Raw genomic sequence first — 15,311 nt, forward strand, 5'->3', positions numbered from 1 at the left:
CTGCCGCAGCGCCACGCCCGCCGGCCTGGCCCGCCCCCTTGCCCTTGCGCGCGGGCCGGTGCTAAGGCTGACCGACCGGGCAAGGGGGGCCAAAGCCGTGTATCCGACGAGTTTCGACAAGGAAGACCTGCTGAAATGCGCACGGGGCGAGCTGTTCGGCCCGGGGAACGCGCAGCTTCCGGCACCGCCCATGCTGATGATGGACCGCATCACCGACATTTCCGGCGACCGCGGCGAACACGGCAAGGGGCATGTCGTGGCCGAATTCGACATCACCCCCGACCTGTGGTTCTTTGCCTGCCACTTTCCCGGCAACCCGATCATGCCCGGGTGCCTCGGGCTCGATGGCCTGTGGCAGCTTACGGGCTTCAACCTCGGCTGGCGCGGCTGGCAAGGGCGCGGCTACGCGCTCGGCGTGGGCGAGGTCAAGCTGACCGGCATGGTCCGCCCCGACCGCAAGCGGCTGACCTATTACGTCGATTTCACCAAGGCCATCCAGACCCGCCGCCTGACGATGGGCGTGGCCGATGGCCGGGTCGAGGCCGACGGCGAAACGATCTACCTCGTCAAGGACATGAAGGTCGCGCTGAGCGAGGCCTAGGCACGGCAACCGAAAGGGGGCACCGATGCGGCTTCTGTTCGTGCAGGCGCATCCGGTGCCCGAAAGCTTCTGCGCCGCGCTGTGCCGCGCAGCGATGGACGAGGCCGGCGCCCGGGGCCATGCCGTGCGGCTGATCGACCTTCATGCCTGCGGCTTCGATCCGGTGCTGCGCGCCGCAGAGCACCGCAGCTACGCCGACCCCGCGCAACTGCCCGCCGATCTTGCACCGCATGTCGAGGCGCTGCGCTGGGCCGAGGGGGTGATCTTCGTCTACCCGACCTGGTGGCAGGCGCAGCCCGCCATCCTGAAAGGCTGGCTGGATCGGGTGTGGCGCCCCGGCGTGGCCTTTACGGCACCTCCGGGCGGCGGCTTGCGGCCGGGTTTGCCGCAACTGCGGCTGATCGGCGCCATCACCACGCTGGGGGCGCCGTGGTGGGTCTGGGCGCTGCTGATGGGCGCGCCGGGGCGCAAGATGCTGTTGCGGGGCCTGCGCGCCTGCACCGCGCCGCGCACGCGCAGCTTCTGGCTGGCCTTGCACGACATCGACACCCGCCCCGAAGCCGACCGCCGCCGTTACCTCGACCGGGTGCGGGCGCGGGTCGCCCGCATCCCGGTCTGAGCGGCCGGGGGCTACATCCGCAGCCGGCGGCCTTCGGGGTCGAAGGGCGGGGCGGCCAGCACGGTGGCGCGATGCGGGCGGCCCAGCACCATCACCTCGAGCCCGGTCCCCGCCGCAATGTCGGGGCGCAGGTAGGCCAGCGCCAGCGACCTTTCGACGTGATAGCCATAGGCCCCGGACGAGACCTTGCCCGCAGGCTTGCCGGACAGATCGAAGATCGGCTCGTTGCCGGTGGCATCCGCGGTGGTCGCCTCGATCGCCAGCATCCGCAACACCTCGCGCGGCGGGCGCGCCATGACCTCGGCGCAGGCCTCGCGGTTCAGGAAGGGCTTGTCGAGCTTGACAAGGCCCGCCAGCCCCGTTTCCTGCGGCCAGTATTCGGGGCTGTAGTCGCGCCCCCAGCTGCCATAGCCCTTTTCCACCCGCAGGCTCATCAGCGCGCGGCTGCCCACGGGGCCGACGTTCAAGGGCTTTCCGGCCTCCAGCAAGGCGGCGTAAAGCCGGGGCTGGTCGGCCTCGGTGCAGTGCAGCTCCCAGCCCAGATCGCCGGTGAAGCTGACGCGCAGGGCGATGCAATCGACCCCGGCGACCTCGATCCGGGCCGAGCGCATGAAGGGGAAGGCCGCATTCGACAGGTCGGCATTGGTCAGCCGCCCCAGCACCTCGCGCGCCAGCGGCCCGGCGATGTTGAAGCCCGCCATCGCCTCGGTCACGCTGCGCCAGGTGGTGCCGGCAGGCAAGGGCACGGCATCGAAGAACCGCTTGTGATAGCGTTCCGCCATGCCAGAACCGACCATGAAATAATCGTCCGGGGCAAGGCAGGTCACGGTGAAATCCCCCGCAATCCCGCCGCGCTTGCCGATCAGCGGGGCAAGGCAGGACCGACCCGGCACCGCCGGAATGCGGTTGGCCAGCAGCGCCTCGAGCCAGTCCTTCGCCCCCGGCCCGGCGATGCGGTAGCGGGCGAAGTTCGAGATGTCGATGATCCCGGCCCGGTCGCGCAACATGCGTGCCTCGCGCCCCACGGGGGCCCACCAGTTCTGCCGCTCGAACCCGATGGTCTCCTCGGTCGGCTCGCCGGGGGCGGAAAACCACAAGGGGTGTTCCCAGCCGAAGTTGAGCCCGAACACCGCGCCCATCGCCTTTTGCCGCTCATACACGGGGCGCACCCGCACCGGGCGGCCGGCGGCGCGCTCCTCGTTCGGGAAATGGATCTTGAAGCGGTTGGCATATTGGTCGCGCACCCGTTCGCGGGTGAAATCGCGCCCAGCCCAGGCGCCGAAGCGCGCCAGATCCCAGCCGAACATGTCGAGCTTGGGTTCCCCGGTGACGATCCATTCGGCGGACAACAGGCCGAGCCCCCCCGATTGCGAAAAGCCGGGGATGATGCCGTTGCAGCAGAAATAGTTGCGCAGTTCCGGCACCGGGCCGAACAGGGCGGCGCTGTCGGGCGACCAGATCATCGGGCCGTTGATGACGCGCTTGATGCCGGCGGTGCCCACCACCGGCACCCGGGCAATGGCGCGCAGCATGTTGGGTTCGATCCGGTCCAGATCGTCGGCGAACAGCTCGTGCCCGAAGCCCTGCGGTGTGCCGTCCTCGGCCCAGAAGCGCATGTCGCGCTCATAGGCGCCGACCAGCAGGCCCAGCCCCTCTTGCCGCAGGTAATATTCGCCGTCGCGGTCGGCAACCGAAGGCAGGCGGCGGCCCATCGCGGCAACCTCGGGGATGGTCTCGGTGACGAAATACTGATGTTCCGTCGGCATCAGCGGCAGGGTGATGCCGGCCAGCGCGGCCACTTCGCGCGCCCAGAGGCCGGCGGCGTTCACCACCCAGCCGGTGCGCACCTCGCCCAGCGGGGTTTCCACGATCCAGGTTCCGTCGGGTTGCGGGCGCGTGGCGGTGACGGGGCAGTTGCGCAGGATCTGCGCCCCGCGCGCCCGGGCGCCGGCGGCATAGGCCATCGTCACGCCCGAAGGGTCCACGTTGCCGCCTTGCGGTTCGTGCATGATGCAGCGGATGCCGGTGAAATCCACCAGCGGGTGCAGGCGTTCGGCCTCGTCGCGCGAGATTTCGTAGAACTCCATCCCGTAGTAGCGCGCCTTGGCGGCTTGCAGGCGCAACTGATGCTCGCGCGCCTCGGTCTGGGCCAGATACAGCGAACCGGGCTGAAAGATGCCGCAGCCCTGGCCGGTTTCGGCCTCCAGATCCTTGTAAAGGCCCATCGTGTAGTGCTGCAGCCGACTGATGTTGGTGCTGTCGTGCAGGCCGTGGATATTGGCCGCCGCGTGCCAGGTGCTGCCCGAGGTCAGCTCGCTGCGTTCCAGCAGCACGACATCGGTCCAGCCCAGTTTGGTCAGGTGATAGAGGATCGAGCATCCGACCAGCCCGCCGCCGATGACGACAGCCTGGGCATGGGATCGGGGTCTTGCGGGTTCGGTCTGGGTCATGGCGGTCTTTCGGGGCGCTGGCGGCCGGGGGGCAAGGGTCGGGTCGCAGGGCAGACTAGACGAGCGCCGCGAAGATGACACACAAGGAAAACGCGGGTCTGGACCCCGCTTTTGCGATGCCATCCGCCGTGGCCGAACCGGGAGAGCACCGATGCAACACCTGCCGCCGCTGAACTACATCCGCTCGTTCGAGGCGGCGGCCCGGCACCAGAGCTTTACCCGCGCGGCGCAGGAACTGGGCCTGACGCAAGCGGCGGTATCGGCCCATGTGCGCGCGCTGGAAACCTGGGTCGGGCGGCCCTTGTTCCGGCGCGGCCCGCGCAGCCTGACCCCGACCGAGGTGGCCGAGGCCTGGCTGCCCGCCTTGCGCCAGGCGCTGGCGCAGATCGAGGCGGCGACCGGGCAGATCCTCGCCGTGCCGCACCGGCAGGAGGTGACGCTGGCCTGCCCGGCCAGCCTGGCTGCCAACTGGCTGCCGCGGCGGCTGGCCGCGTTTCGCGCGCGGCACCCCGATATCGGGATCACCGTCCACGCCACGATCTGGGCCGAAAGCGGAGACCAGATAGCCGACCTGCGCATCGTGCCGCGCCATGCCGGCCAGCCGCCCCTGGGCCTGCCGCTGGGCGAAGACCGGCTGGTCGTGGTTTGCGCGCCCGGGTTCCTGCACGGCCCCGATGCCTTGCGCACCCCCGCCGACGTTGCGCGCAAGGGCCTGATTCACGTGCTGGGGCGCGAGGAACACTGGCAGGCCTTTGCCCGGCATCACGGGCTGGCCGGCCTGCCGCTGGCCGAGGGGCCGCGGACCGACAGTTCCAACGTGGCGCTGGAAATGGCCGCCGCCGGCATGGGCTGCGCCATCGCGCAAGAGTCGCTGGCCGCCTTGCCCATCGAACGCGGCACGCTGGCCGCCCCCTTTGCCGACCGCATCGCCAGCGGCTGGGGCTACGAGGTGCAGACCGGCGACCTGGCCCCCAGCCGCGCCAGCGAAAGGTTGCTGCAATTCCTTCTGGCGGCGCGCTGAGCCGGCCGGCCGCGCCCTACCGGCTTGCCCCGTAGGGCCTGACGCCTTACACAAGCCAAGACCAGAAGAAGGGAGCCCCCCATGCGCCGCGTCGTCATCACCGGGATCGGCATCGTCTCGCCCATCGGCAATACCGCCGCCGATGTCAGCGAAAGCCTGCGAACCGGGCGGTCGGGCATCGTGTTCGCGCCGGAATACGCCGAACACGGCTTTCGCAGCCGGGTGCATGGCCAGCCGCAGATCGTGCTGGAAGACCACATCGACAAGCGCGACCTGCGCTTCATGGGCGATGGCGCCGCCTACAACTTCATCGCCATGAAACAGGCGATCGAGGACAGCGGCCTGACCGAGGCCGAGGTTTCGAACGAACGCACCGGCATCATCGTCGGGTCCGGCGGGCCTTCGACCAAGTCGTTCTACAAGGCGCACAACATCGTGCGCGAAACCGGCAGCCCGAAACGGATCGGGCCGTTCGGGGTGACCAAGGGCATGTCCTCGACCACCTCGGCCTGCCTGGCCACGCCGTTCAGGATCAAGGGCGTGAACTACTCGATCACCTCGGCCTGCTCGACCTCGGCGCATTGCATCGGCAACGGCACCGAGCTGATCCAGTTCGGCAAGCAGGACATCGTCTTTGCCGGCGGCGGCGAGGAACTGGACTGGACGCTGTCGTGCCTGTTCGATGCGATGGGCGCCATGAGCAGCAAATATAACGACACGCCGGAAACCGCGTCGCGCGCCTTCGATGCCACGCGCGACGGCTTCGTCATTGCCGGCGGCGGCGGCGTGGTGGTGCTGGAGGAGCTGAACCACGCCCTGGCCCGCGGGGCCAAGATCTATGCCGAGGTCACCGGCTATGGCGCCACCTCGGACGGGCACGACATGGTGGCCCCCTCGGGCGAAGGCGGCGAACGGTCGATGCGGGCCGCGCTGGCCACCCTGCCCCGCGACCGCAAGATCACCTACATCAACGCCCACGGCACCAGCACGCCCGCCGGCGACGTGACCGAGGTCAAGGCCATCCGCCGCGTGTTCGGCGAAGGCAAGGTGCCGCCGATCTCCTCGACCAAGTCGCTGACGGGGCATTCGCTGGGCGCCACCGGCGTGCACGAGGCGATCTACAGCCTGCTGATGATGCAAGGCGGGTTCATCGCCGCCTCGGCCAATGTCACGCAGCTCGACCCCGAACTGCACCCCGACGAAATCGCCACCACCCTGCGCGAAGGCGTGGAATTCGACAGCATCCTGTCGAACAGCTTCGGCTTCGGCGGCACCAACGCAACGCTGGTGATGAGCCGGTATCTGGGCTGAGCGGAGGCAGGCATGGGCGAACTTCTGAAAGGCAAGCGCGGGCTTGTCATGGGTGTGGCGAACGAACGCTCGATCGCCTGGGGCATCGCGCGGGCGATGGCCGGCGAAGGGGCGGAGCTTGCGTTTTCCTATCAGGGCGAGGCCTTCGGCAAGCGGGTCGAGCCGCTGGCGGCCTCGGTCGGGTCGTCGTTCCTGGTCGATGTGGACGTGACCGACGAGGCAAGCCTTGACGCCTGCTTTGCCCGGCTGACGGCGGAATGGGGCCGGATGGACTTTCTGGTCCACGCCATCGCCTATTCCGACAAGACCGAGCTGACCGGTCGGTTCATCAACACCACCCGCGGCAACTTCCTGCATTCGCTGAACATCTCCTGCTTCAGCTTCATCGACGTGGCGCGCCGGGCCGCCGGTCTGATGCCCGATGGCGGGTCGCTGATCACGCTGACCTTCCAGGGCTCCAACCGGGTGACGCCGAACTACAACGTGATGGGCGTGGCCAAGGCCGCGCTGGAAAGCGCAACCCGGTATCTGGCCAACGATCTTGGCCCGCAGAAGATCCGGGTGAACGCGATTTCGCCGGGCCCGATGAAGACGCTGGCCGGCGCGGCCATCGGTGGCGCCCGCGCGACCTATCGCCATACCGAGGCGAACGCGCCCTTGCGGTCGAACGCCACGCTGGAGGCGGTGGGCGGCACGGCCGTATGGCTGGCGTCGGACTGGGGCGCCTGCACCACCGGCGAAGTGGTGCGGGTGGACGGCGGCTTTCATGTGCTGGGGATGCCGCAGGCGGAAAACCTGTAACATTCGGATTGCAGGGTTCGGGCACCGGGCGCGCGGCAGCGGCCGGCGGCGGGGGTTCGATGCCCCCGCTGCCGGCGCCCCCTCCCTGCCCCCGGCCCTACTGCCCCGCCTGGCGCAAGGCCGAAACGGCGTAACCGTTGAAGGCCAGCACCTGGCGCGCGGCCGCCAGCCGGTCGGGGGCGATGCGGCCGCGGTCCAGCACCACGGCAAAGGCGCCCGAGGGTGCCGCCAGCACGGCGGTGCGGGCGCCATCGTCGGCCCAGATCAGCCACCAGGGTTCGGCAAGGCCCGAAACCGCCAGCCGCCCCGGCCCGGCCGGCACCGCCTGCGCCGCCAGCGGGCGCGCCACGCCGCCCAGGCACAGCACCCCGTCCAGCCGCAGCGCCGCCCCTTCGGGGCGCACGGAAACCCGCCCGGGCGCGCAGGGGGCGGTTCCGGGAGGGGCCAGATGCGCCACCTCGGCCCAGTCGCCCGCGAGGCGGCCGAGGTCGAACGCGGCCAGCGACCGCACCGGCACGGCCGGATCGCGCATCAGGGCCCGCGGTGCCGGCCCGGCGCAGGCGGCAACCAGCAGGAGGGTGCAAAACCCGGCGAAGGCGCGGGTCAATCGCGGCACAGCACGGCCTTCTGGCCCTGATCCATCAGGATCTCGTGGCACCCGAACAGCGGCACCACCGGGGCGCAGGTGCCGCTGCGCGCCAGGCAATCGCCTTCGCAGTCGCCGGCCCTGCGGCATTGCTTGCCGGAATCGCGCGTCTCGCGGATACAGGTCATGGCGCCGGCGATGCCGGCCTTGACCATGCGCCCGCCCGTGCGGGCGCAATCCTGCGTCGCCTGTTGCAGCAGGTCGGGCAACAGCGGCTCGGGCTTGGGCGCCTCCTCGCGGCAGGCAGCCAGCGCCAGAACGGCCAGCAGCAGGACCGACGCCGCCCGCATCAGAACGGCATCGGGTGATCGCGGCGCACCGCGGCCAGGTCGGCCTGCACCTCGGCGCTCAGCACCAGGCCGGCGGCGCCGAGGTTGGTGCGCAGCTGCGCCAGGCTGGTGGCGCCGATGATCGGGATGGTCGGCACCGGACGCGAGCGCACGAAGGCCAGCGCCATCTGGCACGGGTCCAGCCCATGCGCCGCCGCGACCCCCAGATAGGCCGCAACCGCCGGAAACACCTGCGGCGTGATGCGCCCGCCCAGGTCGGGCGTGGCCGCGCGGCGGGTGCGGTCGGGGGTGACGTCGCCGGCATACTTGCCCGACAAGAGCCCCGCAGCCAGCGGCGAAAAGGCCAGCAGCGTCACGTCCTCGTTGTGGCAAAGCTCGGCCATGTCGGTATCGAAATGGCGGCACAGCAGCGAATATTCGTTCTGCACCGAGGCCACGCGGGGCCAGCCGTTCAGGTCCGACAGCCGCAGCCATTGCGCCGTGCCCCAGGCGGTTTCGTTCGACAGGCCGAAGGCGCGGATCTTGCCTTCGCCGACCAGCTTGCCGGCCTCGACCAGCACGTCCTGCATGTGGGCGATGGTGGCGGCGCGGTCCTGGCCGGTGGGGTCGTAGGTCCAGTTGCGGCGGAAATGATAGCCGCCGCGGTTGGGCCAGTGCAGCTGGTAGAGGTCGATCACCTCGGTGCGCAGGCGGCGCAGCGAATCCTCGACGCAGGCGCGCAGGTTGGCGGCGGTGATCGGCTCGCCCCCGCGGACCGCAGGTTGCCCGACGCCGGTGATCTTGGTGGCGATCACCAGCCCGTCGCGCCGCCGGCGCGCCGCCAGCCAGGCGCCGATGATTTCCTCGGTGCGGCCGACGGTTTCGGGGCGCACCGGGTTGGTCGGATACATCTCGGCCGTGTCGAGAAAGTTGATGCCGTGGTCCATCGCCATGTCGATCTGGGCATGGGCCTCGGCTTCGGTGTTCTGGCTGCCCCAGGTCATGCTGCCCAGGCACAATTCGCTGACCTGGATGCCGGTGCGGCCAAGCGGCAGTTTCTGCATGGCGGTCTCCTTTGCGTGGGCGCAGACTAGCCATGATGGCGCCGGGGGCAAGCAGGCAGTTGAGAACGAAAAAGGAACATGGCACCATGCGGGCATGACGACTCATCCTTCCCCGCTGCCGGGCCTGCCTGCCCGGCCCGATATCGTGCTGGCCGAGGGTATCGGCTTTCGCCCCGGTCGGGTGCACGAAGCCTGCGGCCGCGCGCGCCGGGTGCTGGCGGCCATGCTGGCGGGGGCGACGGGCGGGCCGGTGGTCTGGGCCCAGCCCGCGTGGGACCGCGACCGGCTGTATCCCCCCGGTCTGGCCGCGTTCTGCGACCCGGGGCGCATCGTGCTGGCGCGTGGGCGCAGCCCTGCCGACCTGCTGTGGGTGGTGGAAGAAAGCCTGCGGTCGGGGGCAGTGGCGCTGGCGGTGGCCGAACTGGCCGAACCGCCGGGGCTGACGCCGGTGCGCCGCCTGCATCTGGCGGCCGAGGCCGGCGGCGGGCGGGCGCTGGGGCTGCTGCTGACGCCGGGCACAGGCGGGGCTGCGGGGGTGGAAAGCCGCTGGCACCTGTCGCCCGAGCCGGGCGGCGGCTGGCTGGCGCACCGGCTGCGCGCCCGCATGGCGCCCGAGCTGCGCCTGCGGTTGCGGCCGGGGCCGGGCGGGCTGCGCAGCGACCGCGCCGAAGGGGCCGCGGCGGTGCAGCCGAACACCGGGCAGGACGAGGCGCGCGCGCCCTAGCGGCCGCGGCGTTTCACCCCGCCGCGCTGGCCCGGGCGGCCGGCGGTGGAGCGGCCCTTCATGCGCTGCGCTTCTTCCACCGCCTCCTCCACGACCGACTGGCGGGCCAGCGGATCGTCGGCGATGGCCAGTTCCACGGCCTCCAGCCGCTTGATTTCGTCGCGCAGGCGGGCGGCCTCCTCGAACTCCAGGTTCTCGGCGGCCTTGCGCATCTGCACCCGCAAGCCTTCCAGATGCGCGGCCAGATTGGCGCCGACCATCGGCTTTTCCACCTTGGCGGTGACGCGCGACATGTCGGTGTCGCCTTGCCACAGGCCGGCCAGCACATCCTCGACGTTCTTCCTGACCGTGGCGGGGGTGATGCCGTGCTCGCGGTTGTAGGCCATCTGCTTTTCGCGGCGCCGGTTGGTTTCGGCCAGCGCGCGTTCCATGCTGCCGGTGATGCTGTCGGCATACATGATGACGCGGCCTTCGGCGTTGCGCGCCGCCCGCCCGATGGTCTGGATCAGCGAGGTTTCGCTGCGCAGGAACCCTTCCTTGTCCGCATCCAGAATCGCCACCAGCCCGCATTCGGGGATATCCAGCCCCTCGCGCAGCAGGTTGATGCCGATGAGCACGTCGAAGGCCCCGAGCCGCAGGTCGCGCAGGATCTCGATGCGTTCGATGGTGTCGATGTCGGAGTGCATGTAGCGCACGCGCACGCCCTGTTCGTGCAGGTATTCGGTCAGATCCTCGGCCATGCGCTTGGTCAGCGTGGTGACCAGCACGCGCAGGCCGCGGGCGGCGACGCGCCTTACCTCGTCCAGCAGGTCGTCCACCTGGGTCTTGACGGGGCGGATTTCCACCTCGGGGTCCAGCAGGCCGGTGGGGCGGATGACCTGTTCGGCGAACACGCCGCCGGCCTGTTCCATTTCCCATTTCGCCGGGGTGGCCGACACGAACACCGATTGCGGGCGCATCGCGTCCCATTCCTCGAACTTCAGGGGGCGGTTGTCCATGCAGCTGGGCAGGCGGAACCCGTGTTCGGCCAGCGTGAACTTGCGCCGGAAGTCGCCTTTGTACATGCCGCCGATCTGCGGCACCGACACGTGGGATTCGTCGGCAAAGACAATGGCATGGTCGGGGATGAACTCGAACAGCGTGGGCGGCGGCTCGCCCGGCGCCCGCCCCGTGAGATAGCGCGAATAGTTCTCGATTCCGTTGCAGACGCCGGTGGCCTCCAGCATTTCCAGATCGAAGTTGGTGCGCTGTTCCAGCCGCTGCGCCTCCAGCAGCTTGCCTTCCTCGGTCAGTTGCTTCAGCCGCTGGTGCAGCTCGGCCCGGATGCCCTTGATCGCCTGTTGCAGCGTCGGGCGCGGGGTGACGTAGTGGCTGTTGGCATAGATGCGGATCTTGTCGAAGGTGTCGGTCCTGGCCCCGGTCAGCGGATCGAATTCGGTGATCGCCTCCAGCTCCTCGCCAAAGAACGAAAACCGCCAGGCGCGGTCTTCGAGGTGGGCGGGCCACAGCTCGACCACATCGCCGCGCACGCGGAACGCCCCGCGCTGGAACCCGGCATCGTTGCGACGATAGGCCTGGGCCACCAGTTCGTTGATGAACTTGCGCTGGTCGTAAAGCTGGCCCACCGCCATGTCCTGCGTCATGGCCGAATAGGTTTCCACCGACCCGATGCCGTAGATGCACGACACCGAGGCCACGATGATGACATCGTCGCGTTCCAGAAGCGCCCGGGTGGCCGAGTGGCGCATCCGGTCGATCTGTTCGTTGATCTGGCTTTCCTTCTCGATGAAGGTATCGGTGCGCGGGACGTAGGCCTCGGGCTGGTAGTAATCGTAGTAGCTGACGAAGTATTCGACCGCGTTTTCGGGAAAGAACCCCTTGAATTCGCCATATAGCTGCGCCGCCAGCGTCTTGTTGGGCGCCAGGATGATCGCGGGGCGCTGGGTGGCCTCGATCACCTTGGCCATGGTGAAGGTCTTGCCGGTGCCGGTGGCGCCCAGCAGCACCTGGTTCTGTTCGCCGGCCAGGATCCCGGCGGAAAGCTCGGCAATGGCGGTGGGTTGGTCGCCCGCCGGCTGAAAGGGGCTGTGCATGACGAAACGCCGCCCGCCTTCCAGCTTGGGGCGGGTCAGCACATCGGGGCGGGGGGCAGGCGCGTTGGTGTTGTTGTGCGGCATGGACGATTCCCTTCGGCGCCCAAGGTCGGTCGCTTTTTGTTCCCGTTCAAGGGGCGACAGCGCGGCGCCCTGTCACGGCTGCTTGCGCGCCTGTTCCACCTTGCGCGCCCGGATCAGGGTAAAGACCCCGGCGCCGACGACGATGGCCGTGCCCAGCATCACGTTGGGGCGCAGCACCTCGGCAAACAGCACGACCCCCAGCACCGAGGCGAAGGCCAGTTGCAGATAGGCAAAGGGCTGCACGGCGCTGGCCTCGGCCACCTCGTAGGCGCGGATCATCAGCCAGTGGCCCAGGATTCCGGTGCAGCACAGCACCGTCATCCAGCCCCAGTCGGGGGCGCGCATCGGCTCCCAATACCAGATGCCGATCAGGGTCATCACCACCGCGCCGGCGGTGCCGGTCCAGAACAGGCTGACGGACGAGCTGTCGTGTCGCCCGACATAGCGCGTGAGCAGACCATAGAGCGCGAACATGAAGGCCGCGCCCACCGGCACCAGCGCAAAGGGCGAAAACACCCCCTGCCCCGGTTGCAGGATGACCAGCACGCCGGCAAAGCCGATGGCAATGGCCGTCCAGCGCCGCCAGCCCACCCGCTCGCCCAGCACCGGGCCCGACAAGGCGGCGATCAGCAGCGGATAGACGGCAAAGATCGCGTGGCTTTCCACCAGCCCCAGCGTGGCGAAGGACAGCACCGCGACGCAGATTTCCAGCGCCAGCAACACCCCGCGCCCGACCTGCAACCACGGATACCGGCTGGAAACCGCCGCCCGCAAGCCCCCCGGCGCGCGCGCCGCAAGCGCGATGACGAAGGCGGCAAAGAACCAGTAGCGGATCATCACCACCATCAGCACGTTGTATTCGCTGGCCAGGTGGCGCGAAATGCCGTCCTGCGCGGCAAAGACCGCGGTGGTCGCAACCATAAGCCAGATGCCCAGCCGGGTGTTCTGAACCGCCATGTCCTATGCCTCCTTGCGTGCCGGCAGGCGCAACAGCGTGACCAGCCCCGCCGCAACCACGATCGCCGCCCCGATCACCACCGGCGCCTCCAGCGGCTCGCCGAACACCGCCACCCCCATGCCCATCACGAACACCAGTTGCAGATAGGCAAAGGGCTGCACCACATTCGCCTCGGCCCGGGTGTAGCAGCGGATGATGAGCCAGTTCGACAGGATGGCAAAGGCCCCGTTGGCCAGCGTCAGGCCCCAGTCGTCCAGCGGCATCGGTTCCCAGAACCAGATCCCGATTGCCGTCATCAGCACGCAGCCGAGGATGCCCGACCAGAAGAAGGCCACGAAGGTCGGCTCGGCCCGCGTGGCCAGCCGGGTCAGCACGGAATACAGCGCAAACAGCGCCGCCGAGGCCAGCGGCAGCACCGCCAGCGGGGTGAACAGGTCCGACCCCGGCCGCAGGATCACCAGGATGCCGCAGAACCCCGCCCCGATGGCCAGCCAGCGCGCGAGCCCCACCTTTTCGCCCAGCACCGGGCCCGACAAGGCGGCGATCATCAGCGGGCAGACCGCGAACAACGCATGGGTGTTGATGAGGCCGATCAGCGTGAAGCTGGCCACGATGACGCAGATTTCCGCAATGTGCAGGCTGGCGCGCGCCAGGTGCAGCCCGGGTCGCACCGTGGCCACCGCCTTGCGCAACCCTTGCGGCTGGCGCCAGCCCAGCACCAGCACGAAGGCAGCAAAGAACCAGTAGCGGATCATGATGGTCTGCCAGACGGTGTATTCCCCGGCCAGGTGCCGCGAAAGCCCGTCCTGCACGGTAAAGCTGGCCACGGCCCCGATCATCAGCCAGATGCCTGCACGATTGTCCGCAGCGGTCATGTCACCCCAGCCTGCCTGCGCTCATGTGCCGCTTGGCCCCGAATCCCGCCGAACGGGTGACCTGAAACCCCGCCGCCTGCAAGGCCCTGCGCACATGTCCGGCGGCGGTATAGGTGGCGAAGGTGCCGCCGGGCGCCGTATGGGCCGCCACCTCGGCCATCAGCGCCGCGCCCCAGATCTCGGGGTTCTTCGCGGGGGAAAACCCGTCCAGGAACCAGGCGTCGGCGCGCCCGGGCCAGGCCGGCAAGGTCTGGCGCACGTCGCCCACGATCACCTCGGCCTCCAGCCCTTCGGCCCGGATGTGCCTTGCCCCCGCGGCCCATTGCTCCAGGAACGGCCCTGCCACCGCCTCTGCCTCGGGGAACAGCGCCAGAGCCCGGGCGATGTCGGGGGCAGGCAGCGGCCAGGCCTCGAAACTGGTAAACCGCAGCGGCCCCGCGACCCCGGCCGCGCGCCACGCGATCAGCGCGGCCAGCATGTTCAATCCGGTGCCGAAGCCCAGTTCGGCTATGTGGAACCCCAGCCGGAACCGCCCAGGCAACCCGTTGCCCGCCAGAAACACGTGCCGCGTTTCCGCCAGCCCGTTGCCCAGCGAAAAATACGGGTCGTCGAACCGGCGCGCCACGGGCACGCCCTCGCCTGTCCAGTCCAGCGCATCCTGCGGCATGCGGCCTCTTGCCCCTTCACCTTGCCGCAAATATCCCGGGGGGCGCCGCCTTGGGCGGCGGGGGGCGGCGCCCCCCTCTTTTCGGGTTGCGCCAGGCGAAAGGCAAGCCATGCAGGACATCACCGTGATGGGCGCCGGCATCTTCGGCCTCTCGCTCGGGTGGGAGGCAGCGCGCCGCGGCGCCCGGGTGCAGGTGATCGACCCGGCAGGGCCCGGCGCGGGTGCCTCGGGCGGGCTGGTGGGGGCGCTGGCCCCCCACGCGCCCGAGGCCTGGACCCCCGCCAAGGCGCTGCAACTGCAAGCGCTGATGCTGGCCCCCGACTGGTGGGCCGGGGTCGAGGCGGCCGGCGGGCTTTCTGCCGGCTTCGGCCGCACCGGCCGGGTGCAGCCCCTGCCCGATGCCCGCGCCGTGGCGCAGGCCCGCGCCCGGGCCGAAGGCGCCGCAGCGCTGTGGCAAGGCGCCGGCCATTGGCAGGTGCGGCCCGCACAGGCGGGCGACCCCGTCAGCCCCTCGGGACTGGTCGCCGAAGACACGCTGAGCGCCCGGCTGCACCCGCGCCGGGCGCTGGCCGCGCTGGTGGCGGCGATCCGGGCTCGCGGCGGCGTCGTGGCGCAGGACGGGCCCGCGAAGGGGCCGGTGGTCTGGGCCACCGGCGCGGCTGGGCTGCGCGACCTTGGCGCCGCGCTCGGCCGCGATGTCGGGCGCGGCGAAAAGGGCCAGGCGCTGGCCCTGCGGCACGCCGCCCCCGAAGCGCCGCAGCTTTATGCCCCCGGCCTGCATGTCGTGCCGCATGCCGATGGCACCGTGGCGGTCGGCTCCACCTCGGAGCGCGACTACGACCGGCCCGACAGCACCGATGCACAGCTTGACGCGCTGCATGCCCGCGCGGTGGCACTGTGGCCCGTGCTGGCCGCGGCGCCGGTCGTGGCCCGCTGGGCCGGCGAACGCCCGCGCAGCGCCAGCCGCACGCTGGTGCTGGGGGCATGGCCCGGCCGGCCCGGGCATTACGTCGCCAACGGCGGGTTCAAGACCGGCTTTGCAATGGCGCCGCTGGCCGCGCAGCTGATGGCCGACCTCGTGCTGGACGGCCGCGATGCGCTGCCCGCGCCTTGGCGTCTGGGCTGAAC

At 70.0% G+C, this 15,311-nt stretch carries 15 protein-coding genes; 7 read left to right on the forward strand and 8 right to left on the reverse strand.

The features are described 5' to 3' along the window. Positions 1-67 precede the first annotated feature (67 nt). Together fabA and ACK4S2_RS04015 are read left to right on the forward strand one after the other, a co-directional pair. A complete protein-coding gene (gene fabA, locus ACK4S2_RS04010) occupies positions 68-601 on the forward strand; it encodes a bifunctional 3-hydroxydecanoyl-ACP dehydratase/trans-2-decenoyl-ACP isomerase (protein ID WP_409620698.1) in 534 nt (177 codons plus the stop codon). A gap of 25 nt (positions 602-626) precedes the next feature. Then, positions 627-1,220: an NAD(P)H-dependent oxidoreductase gene (locus ACK4S2_RS04015; protein ID WP_409620560.1), complete on the forward strand. Its 594-nt coding sequence runs from the start codon at positions 627-629 to the stop codon at positions 1,218-1,220. Between the two features lie 11 nt (positions 1,221-1,231). On the opposite strand, the gene ACK4S2_RS04020 is transcribed toward ACK4S2_RS04015, so the two are convergent. Next, positions 1,232-3,670, reverse strand: coding sequence for an FAD-dependent oxidoreductase (locus ACK4S2_RS04020; RefSeq protein ID WP_409620562.1), 2,439 nt, complete (start codon positions 3,668-3,670; stop codon positions 1,232-1,234). A gap of 151 nt (positions 3,671-3,821) precedes the next feature. On the opposite strand from ACK4S2_RS04020, the gene ACK4S2_RS04025 reads away from it, so the two are divergent. From ACK4S2_RS04025 to ACK4S2_RS04035, 3 genes are all read left to right on the forward strand, one after another. Beyond that, positions 3,822-4,691, forward strand: a complete 870-nt coding sequence (locus ACK4S2_RS04025) for a LysR substrate-binding domain-containing protein (RefSeq protein WP_409620564.1) — start codon at positions 3,822-3,824, stop codon at positions 4,689-4,691. An 81-nt stretch (positions 4,692-4,772) separates the two neighbouring features. Continuing rightward, on the forward strand, positions 4,773-6,002 hold the full coding sequence (gene fabB / locus ACK4S2_RS04030; RefSeq protein ID WP_409620566.1) for a beta-ketoacyl-ACP synthase I: 1,230 nt from the start codon (positions 4,773-4,775) through the stop codon (positions 6,000-6,002). 12 nt (positions 6,003-6,014) lie between these two features. Further along, positions 6,015-6,803, forward strand: coding sequence for an enoyl-ACP reductase (locus ACK4S2_RS04035; RefSeq protein ID WP_409620568.1), 789 nt, complete (start codon positions 6,015-6,017; stop codon positions 6,801-6,803). A gap of 97 nt (positions 6,804-6,900) precedes the next feature. On the opposite strand, the gene ACK4S2_RS04040 is transcribed toward ACK4S2_RS04035, so the two are convergent. The 3 genes from ACK4S2_RS04040 to ACK4S2_RS04050 form a co-directional block, all read right to left on the reverse strand. Further along, positions 6,901-7,335 (reverse strand): lipocalin, encoded by a 435-nt coding sequence (locus ACK4S2_RS04040; RefSeq protein WP_409620570.1) that lies wholly within the window; start codon positions 7,333-7,335, stop codon positions 6,901-6,903. A gap of 71 nt (positions 7,336-7,406) precedes the next feature. After that, positions 7,407-7,739 carry a hypothetical protein gene (locus ACK4S2_RS04045; RefSeq protein ID WP_409620571.1) on the reverse strand — a complete coding sequence of 111 codons (333 nt, stop codon included), beginning with the start codon at positions 7,737-7,739 and terminating at the stop codon, positions 7,407-7,409. Further along, a complete protein-coding gene (locus tag ACK4S2_RS04050) occupies positions 7,739-8,782 on the reverse strand; it encodes an aldo/keto reductase (RefSeq protein ID WP_409620573.1) in 1,044 nt (347 codons plus the stop codon). Before ACK4S2_RS04050 ends, ACK4S2_RS04045 begins: the two co-directional genes overlap by 1 nt. Positions 8,783-8,876: 94 nt before the next feature. Here ACK4S2_RS04050 and ACK4S2_RS04055 point away from each other — a divergent pair, with 94 nt between their 5' ends. Further along, entirely contained in the window at positions 8,877-9,506 is a 630-nt protein-coding gene (locus ACK4S2_RS04055) for a hypothetical protein (RefSeq protein WP_409620575.1), read from the forward strand. Here ACK4S2_RS04055 and uvrB read toward each other — a convergent pair. The 4 genes from uvrB to mnmD all read right to left on the reverse strand — a co-directional run bounded on the left by uvrB (position 9,503) and on the right by mnmD (position 14,183). Next, positions 9,503-11,683, reverse strand: coding sequence for an excinuclease ABC subunit UvrB (uvrB, locus tag ACK4S2_RS04060; RefSeq protein WP_409620577.1), 2,181 nt, complete (start codon positions 11,681-11,683; stop codon positions 9,503-9,505). The genes ACK4S2_RS04055 and uvrB overlap by 4 nt on opposite strands. A 72-nt stretch (positions 11,684-11,755) precedes the next feature. Beyond that, a complete protein-coding gene (locus ACK4S2_RS04065; RefSeq protein WP_409620578.1) occupies positions 11,756-12,640 on the reverse strand; it encodes a DMT family transporter in 885 nt (294 codons plus the stop codon). A 3-nt stretch (positions 12,641-12,643) separates the two neighbouring features. Further along, positions 12,644-13,516: a DMT family transporter gene (locus ACK4S2_RS04070; RefSeq protein WP_409620580.1), complete on the reverse strand. Its 873-nt coding sequence runs from the start codon at positions 13,514-13,516 to the stop codon at positions 12,644-12,646. A 1-nt stretch (position 13,517) separates the two neighbouring features. Beyond that, the gene (gene mnmD, locus ACK4S2_RS04075; RefSeq protein ID WP_409620582.1) at positions 13,518-14,183 is read right to left on the reverse strand and encodes a tRNA (5-methylaminomethyl-2-thiouridine)(34)-methyltransferase MnmD; all 666 of its coding nucleotides are present in this window, start codon (positions 14,181-14,183) and stop codon (positions 13,518-13,520) included. A 109-nt stretch (positions 14,184-14,292) separates the two neighbouring features. Between mnmD and ACK4S2_RS04080 the strand changes: the two genes are divergently transcribed. After that, on the forward strand, positions 14,293-15,309 hold the full coding sequence (locus ACK4S2_RS04080) for an NAD(P)/FAD-dependent oxidoreductase (protein ID WP_409620584.1): 1,017 nt from the start codon (positions 14,293-14,295) through the stop codon (positions 15,307-15,309). Positions 15,310-15,311: the final 2 nt, after the last annotated feature.

Origin of the sequence: Gemmobacter sp. (assembly GCF_046292685.1) — a bacterium.
Lineage (GTDB): Bacteria > Pseudomonadota > Alphaproteobacteria > Rhodobacterales > Rhodobacteraceae > Wagnerdoeblera.

Coding starts and splice junctions, on each gene's coding strand:
- ACK4S2_RS04015 (WP_409620560.1), top strand. CDS start 627: ATGCGGCTTCTGTTCGTGCAGGCGCATCCGGTGCCCGAAAGCTTCTGC.
- ACK4S2_RS04020 (WP_409620562.1), bottom strand. CDS start 3,670: ATGACCCAGACCGAACCCGCAAGACCCCGATCCCATGCCCAGGCTGTC.
- ACK4S2_RS04025 (WP_409620564.1), top strand. CDS start 3,822: ATGCAACACCTGCCGCCGCTGAACTACATCCGCTCGTTCGAGGCGGCG.
- fabB (WP_409620566.1), top strand. CDS start 4,773: ATGCGCCGCGTCGTCATCACCGGGATCGGCATCGTCTCGCCCATCGGC.
- ACK4S2_RS04035 (WP_409620568.1), top strand. CDS start 6,015: ATGGGCGAACTTCTGAAAGGCAAGCGCGGGCTTGTCATGGGTGTGGCG.
- ACK4S2_RS04040 (WP_409620570.1), bottom strand. CDS start 7,335: ATGCGCGATCCGGCCGTGCCGGTGCGGTCGCTGGCCGCGTTCGACCTC.
- ACK4S2_RS04045 (WP_409620571.1), bottom strand. CDS start 7,739: ATGCGGGCGGCGTCGGTCCTGCTGCTGGCCGTTCTGGCGCTGGCTGCC.
- ACK4S2_RS04050 (WP_409620573.1), bottom strand. CDS start 8,782: ATGCAGAAACTGCCGCTTGGCCGCACCGGCATCCAGGTCAGCGAATTG.
- ACK4S2_RS04055 (WP_409620575.1), top strand. CDS start 8,877: ATGACGACTCATCCTTCCCCGCTGCCGGGCCTGCCTGCCCGGCCCGAT.
- uvrB (WP_409620577.1), bottom strand. CDS start 11,683: ATGCCGCACAACAACACCAACGCGCCTGCCCCCCGCCCCGATGTGCTG.
- ACK4S2_RS04065 (WP_409620578.1), bottom strand. CDS start 12,640: ATGGCGGTTCAGAACACCCGGCTGGGCATCTGGCTTATGGTTGCGACC.
- ACK4S2_RS04070 (WP_409620580.1), bottom strand. CDS start 13,516: ATGACCGCTGCGGACAATCGTGCAGGCATCTGGCTGATGATCGGGGCC.
- mnmD (WP_409620582.1), bottom strand. CDS start 14,183: ATGCCGCAGGATGCGCTGGACTGGACAGGCGAGGGCGTGCCCGTGGCG.
- ACK4S2_RS04080 (WP_409620584.1), top strand. CDS start 14,293: ATGCAGGACATCACCGTGATGGGCGCCGGCATCTTCGGCCTCTCGCTC.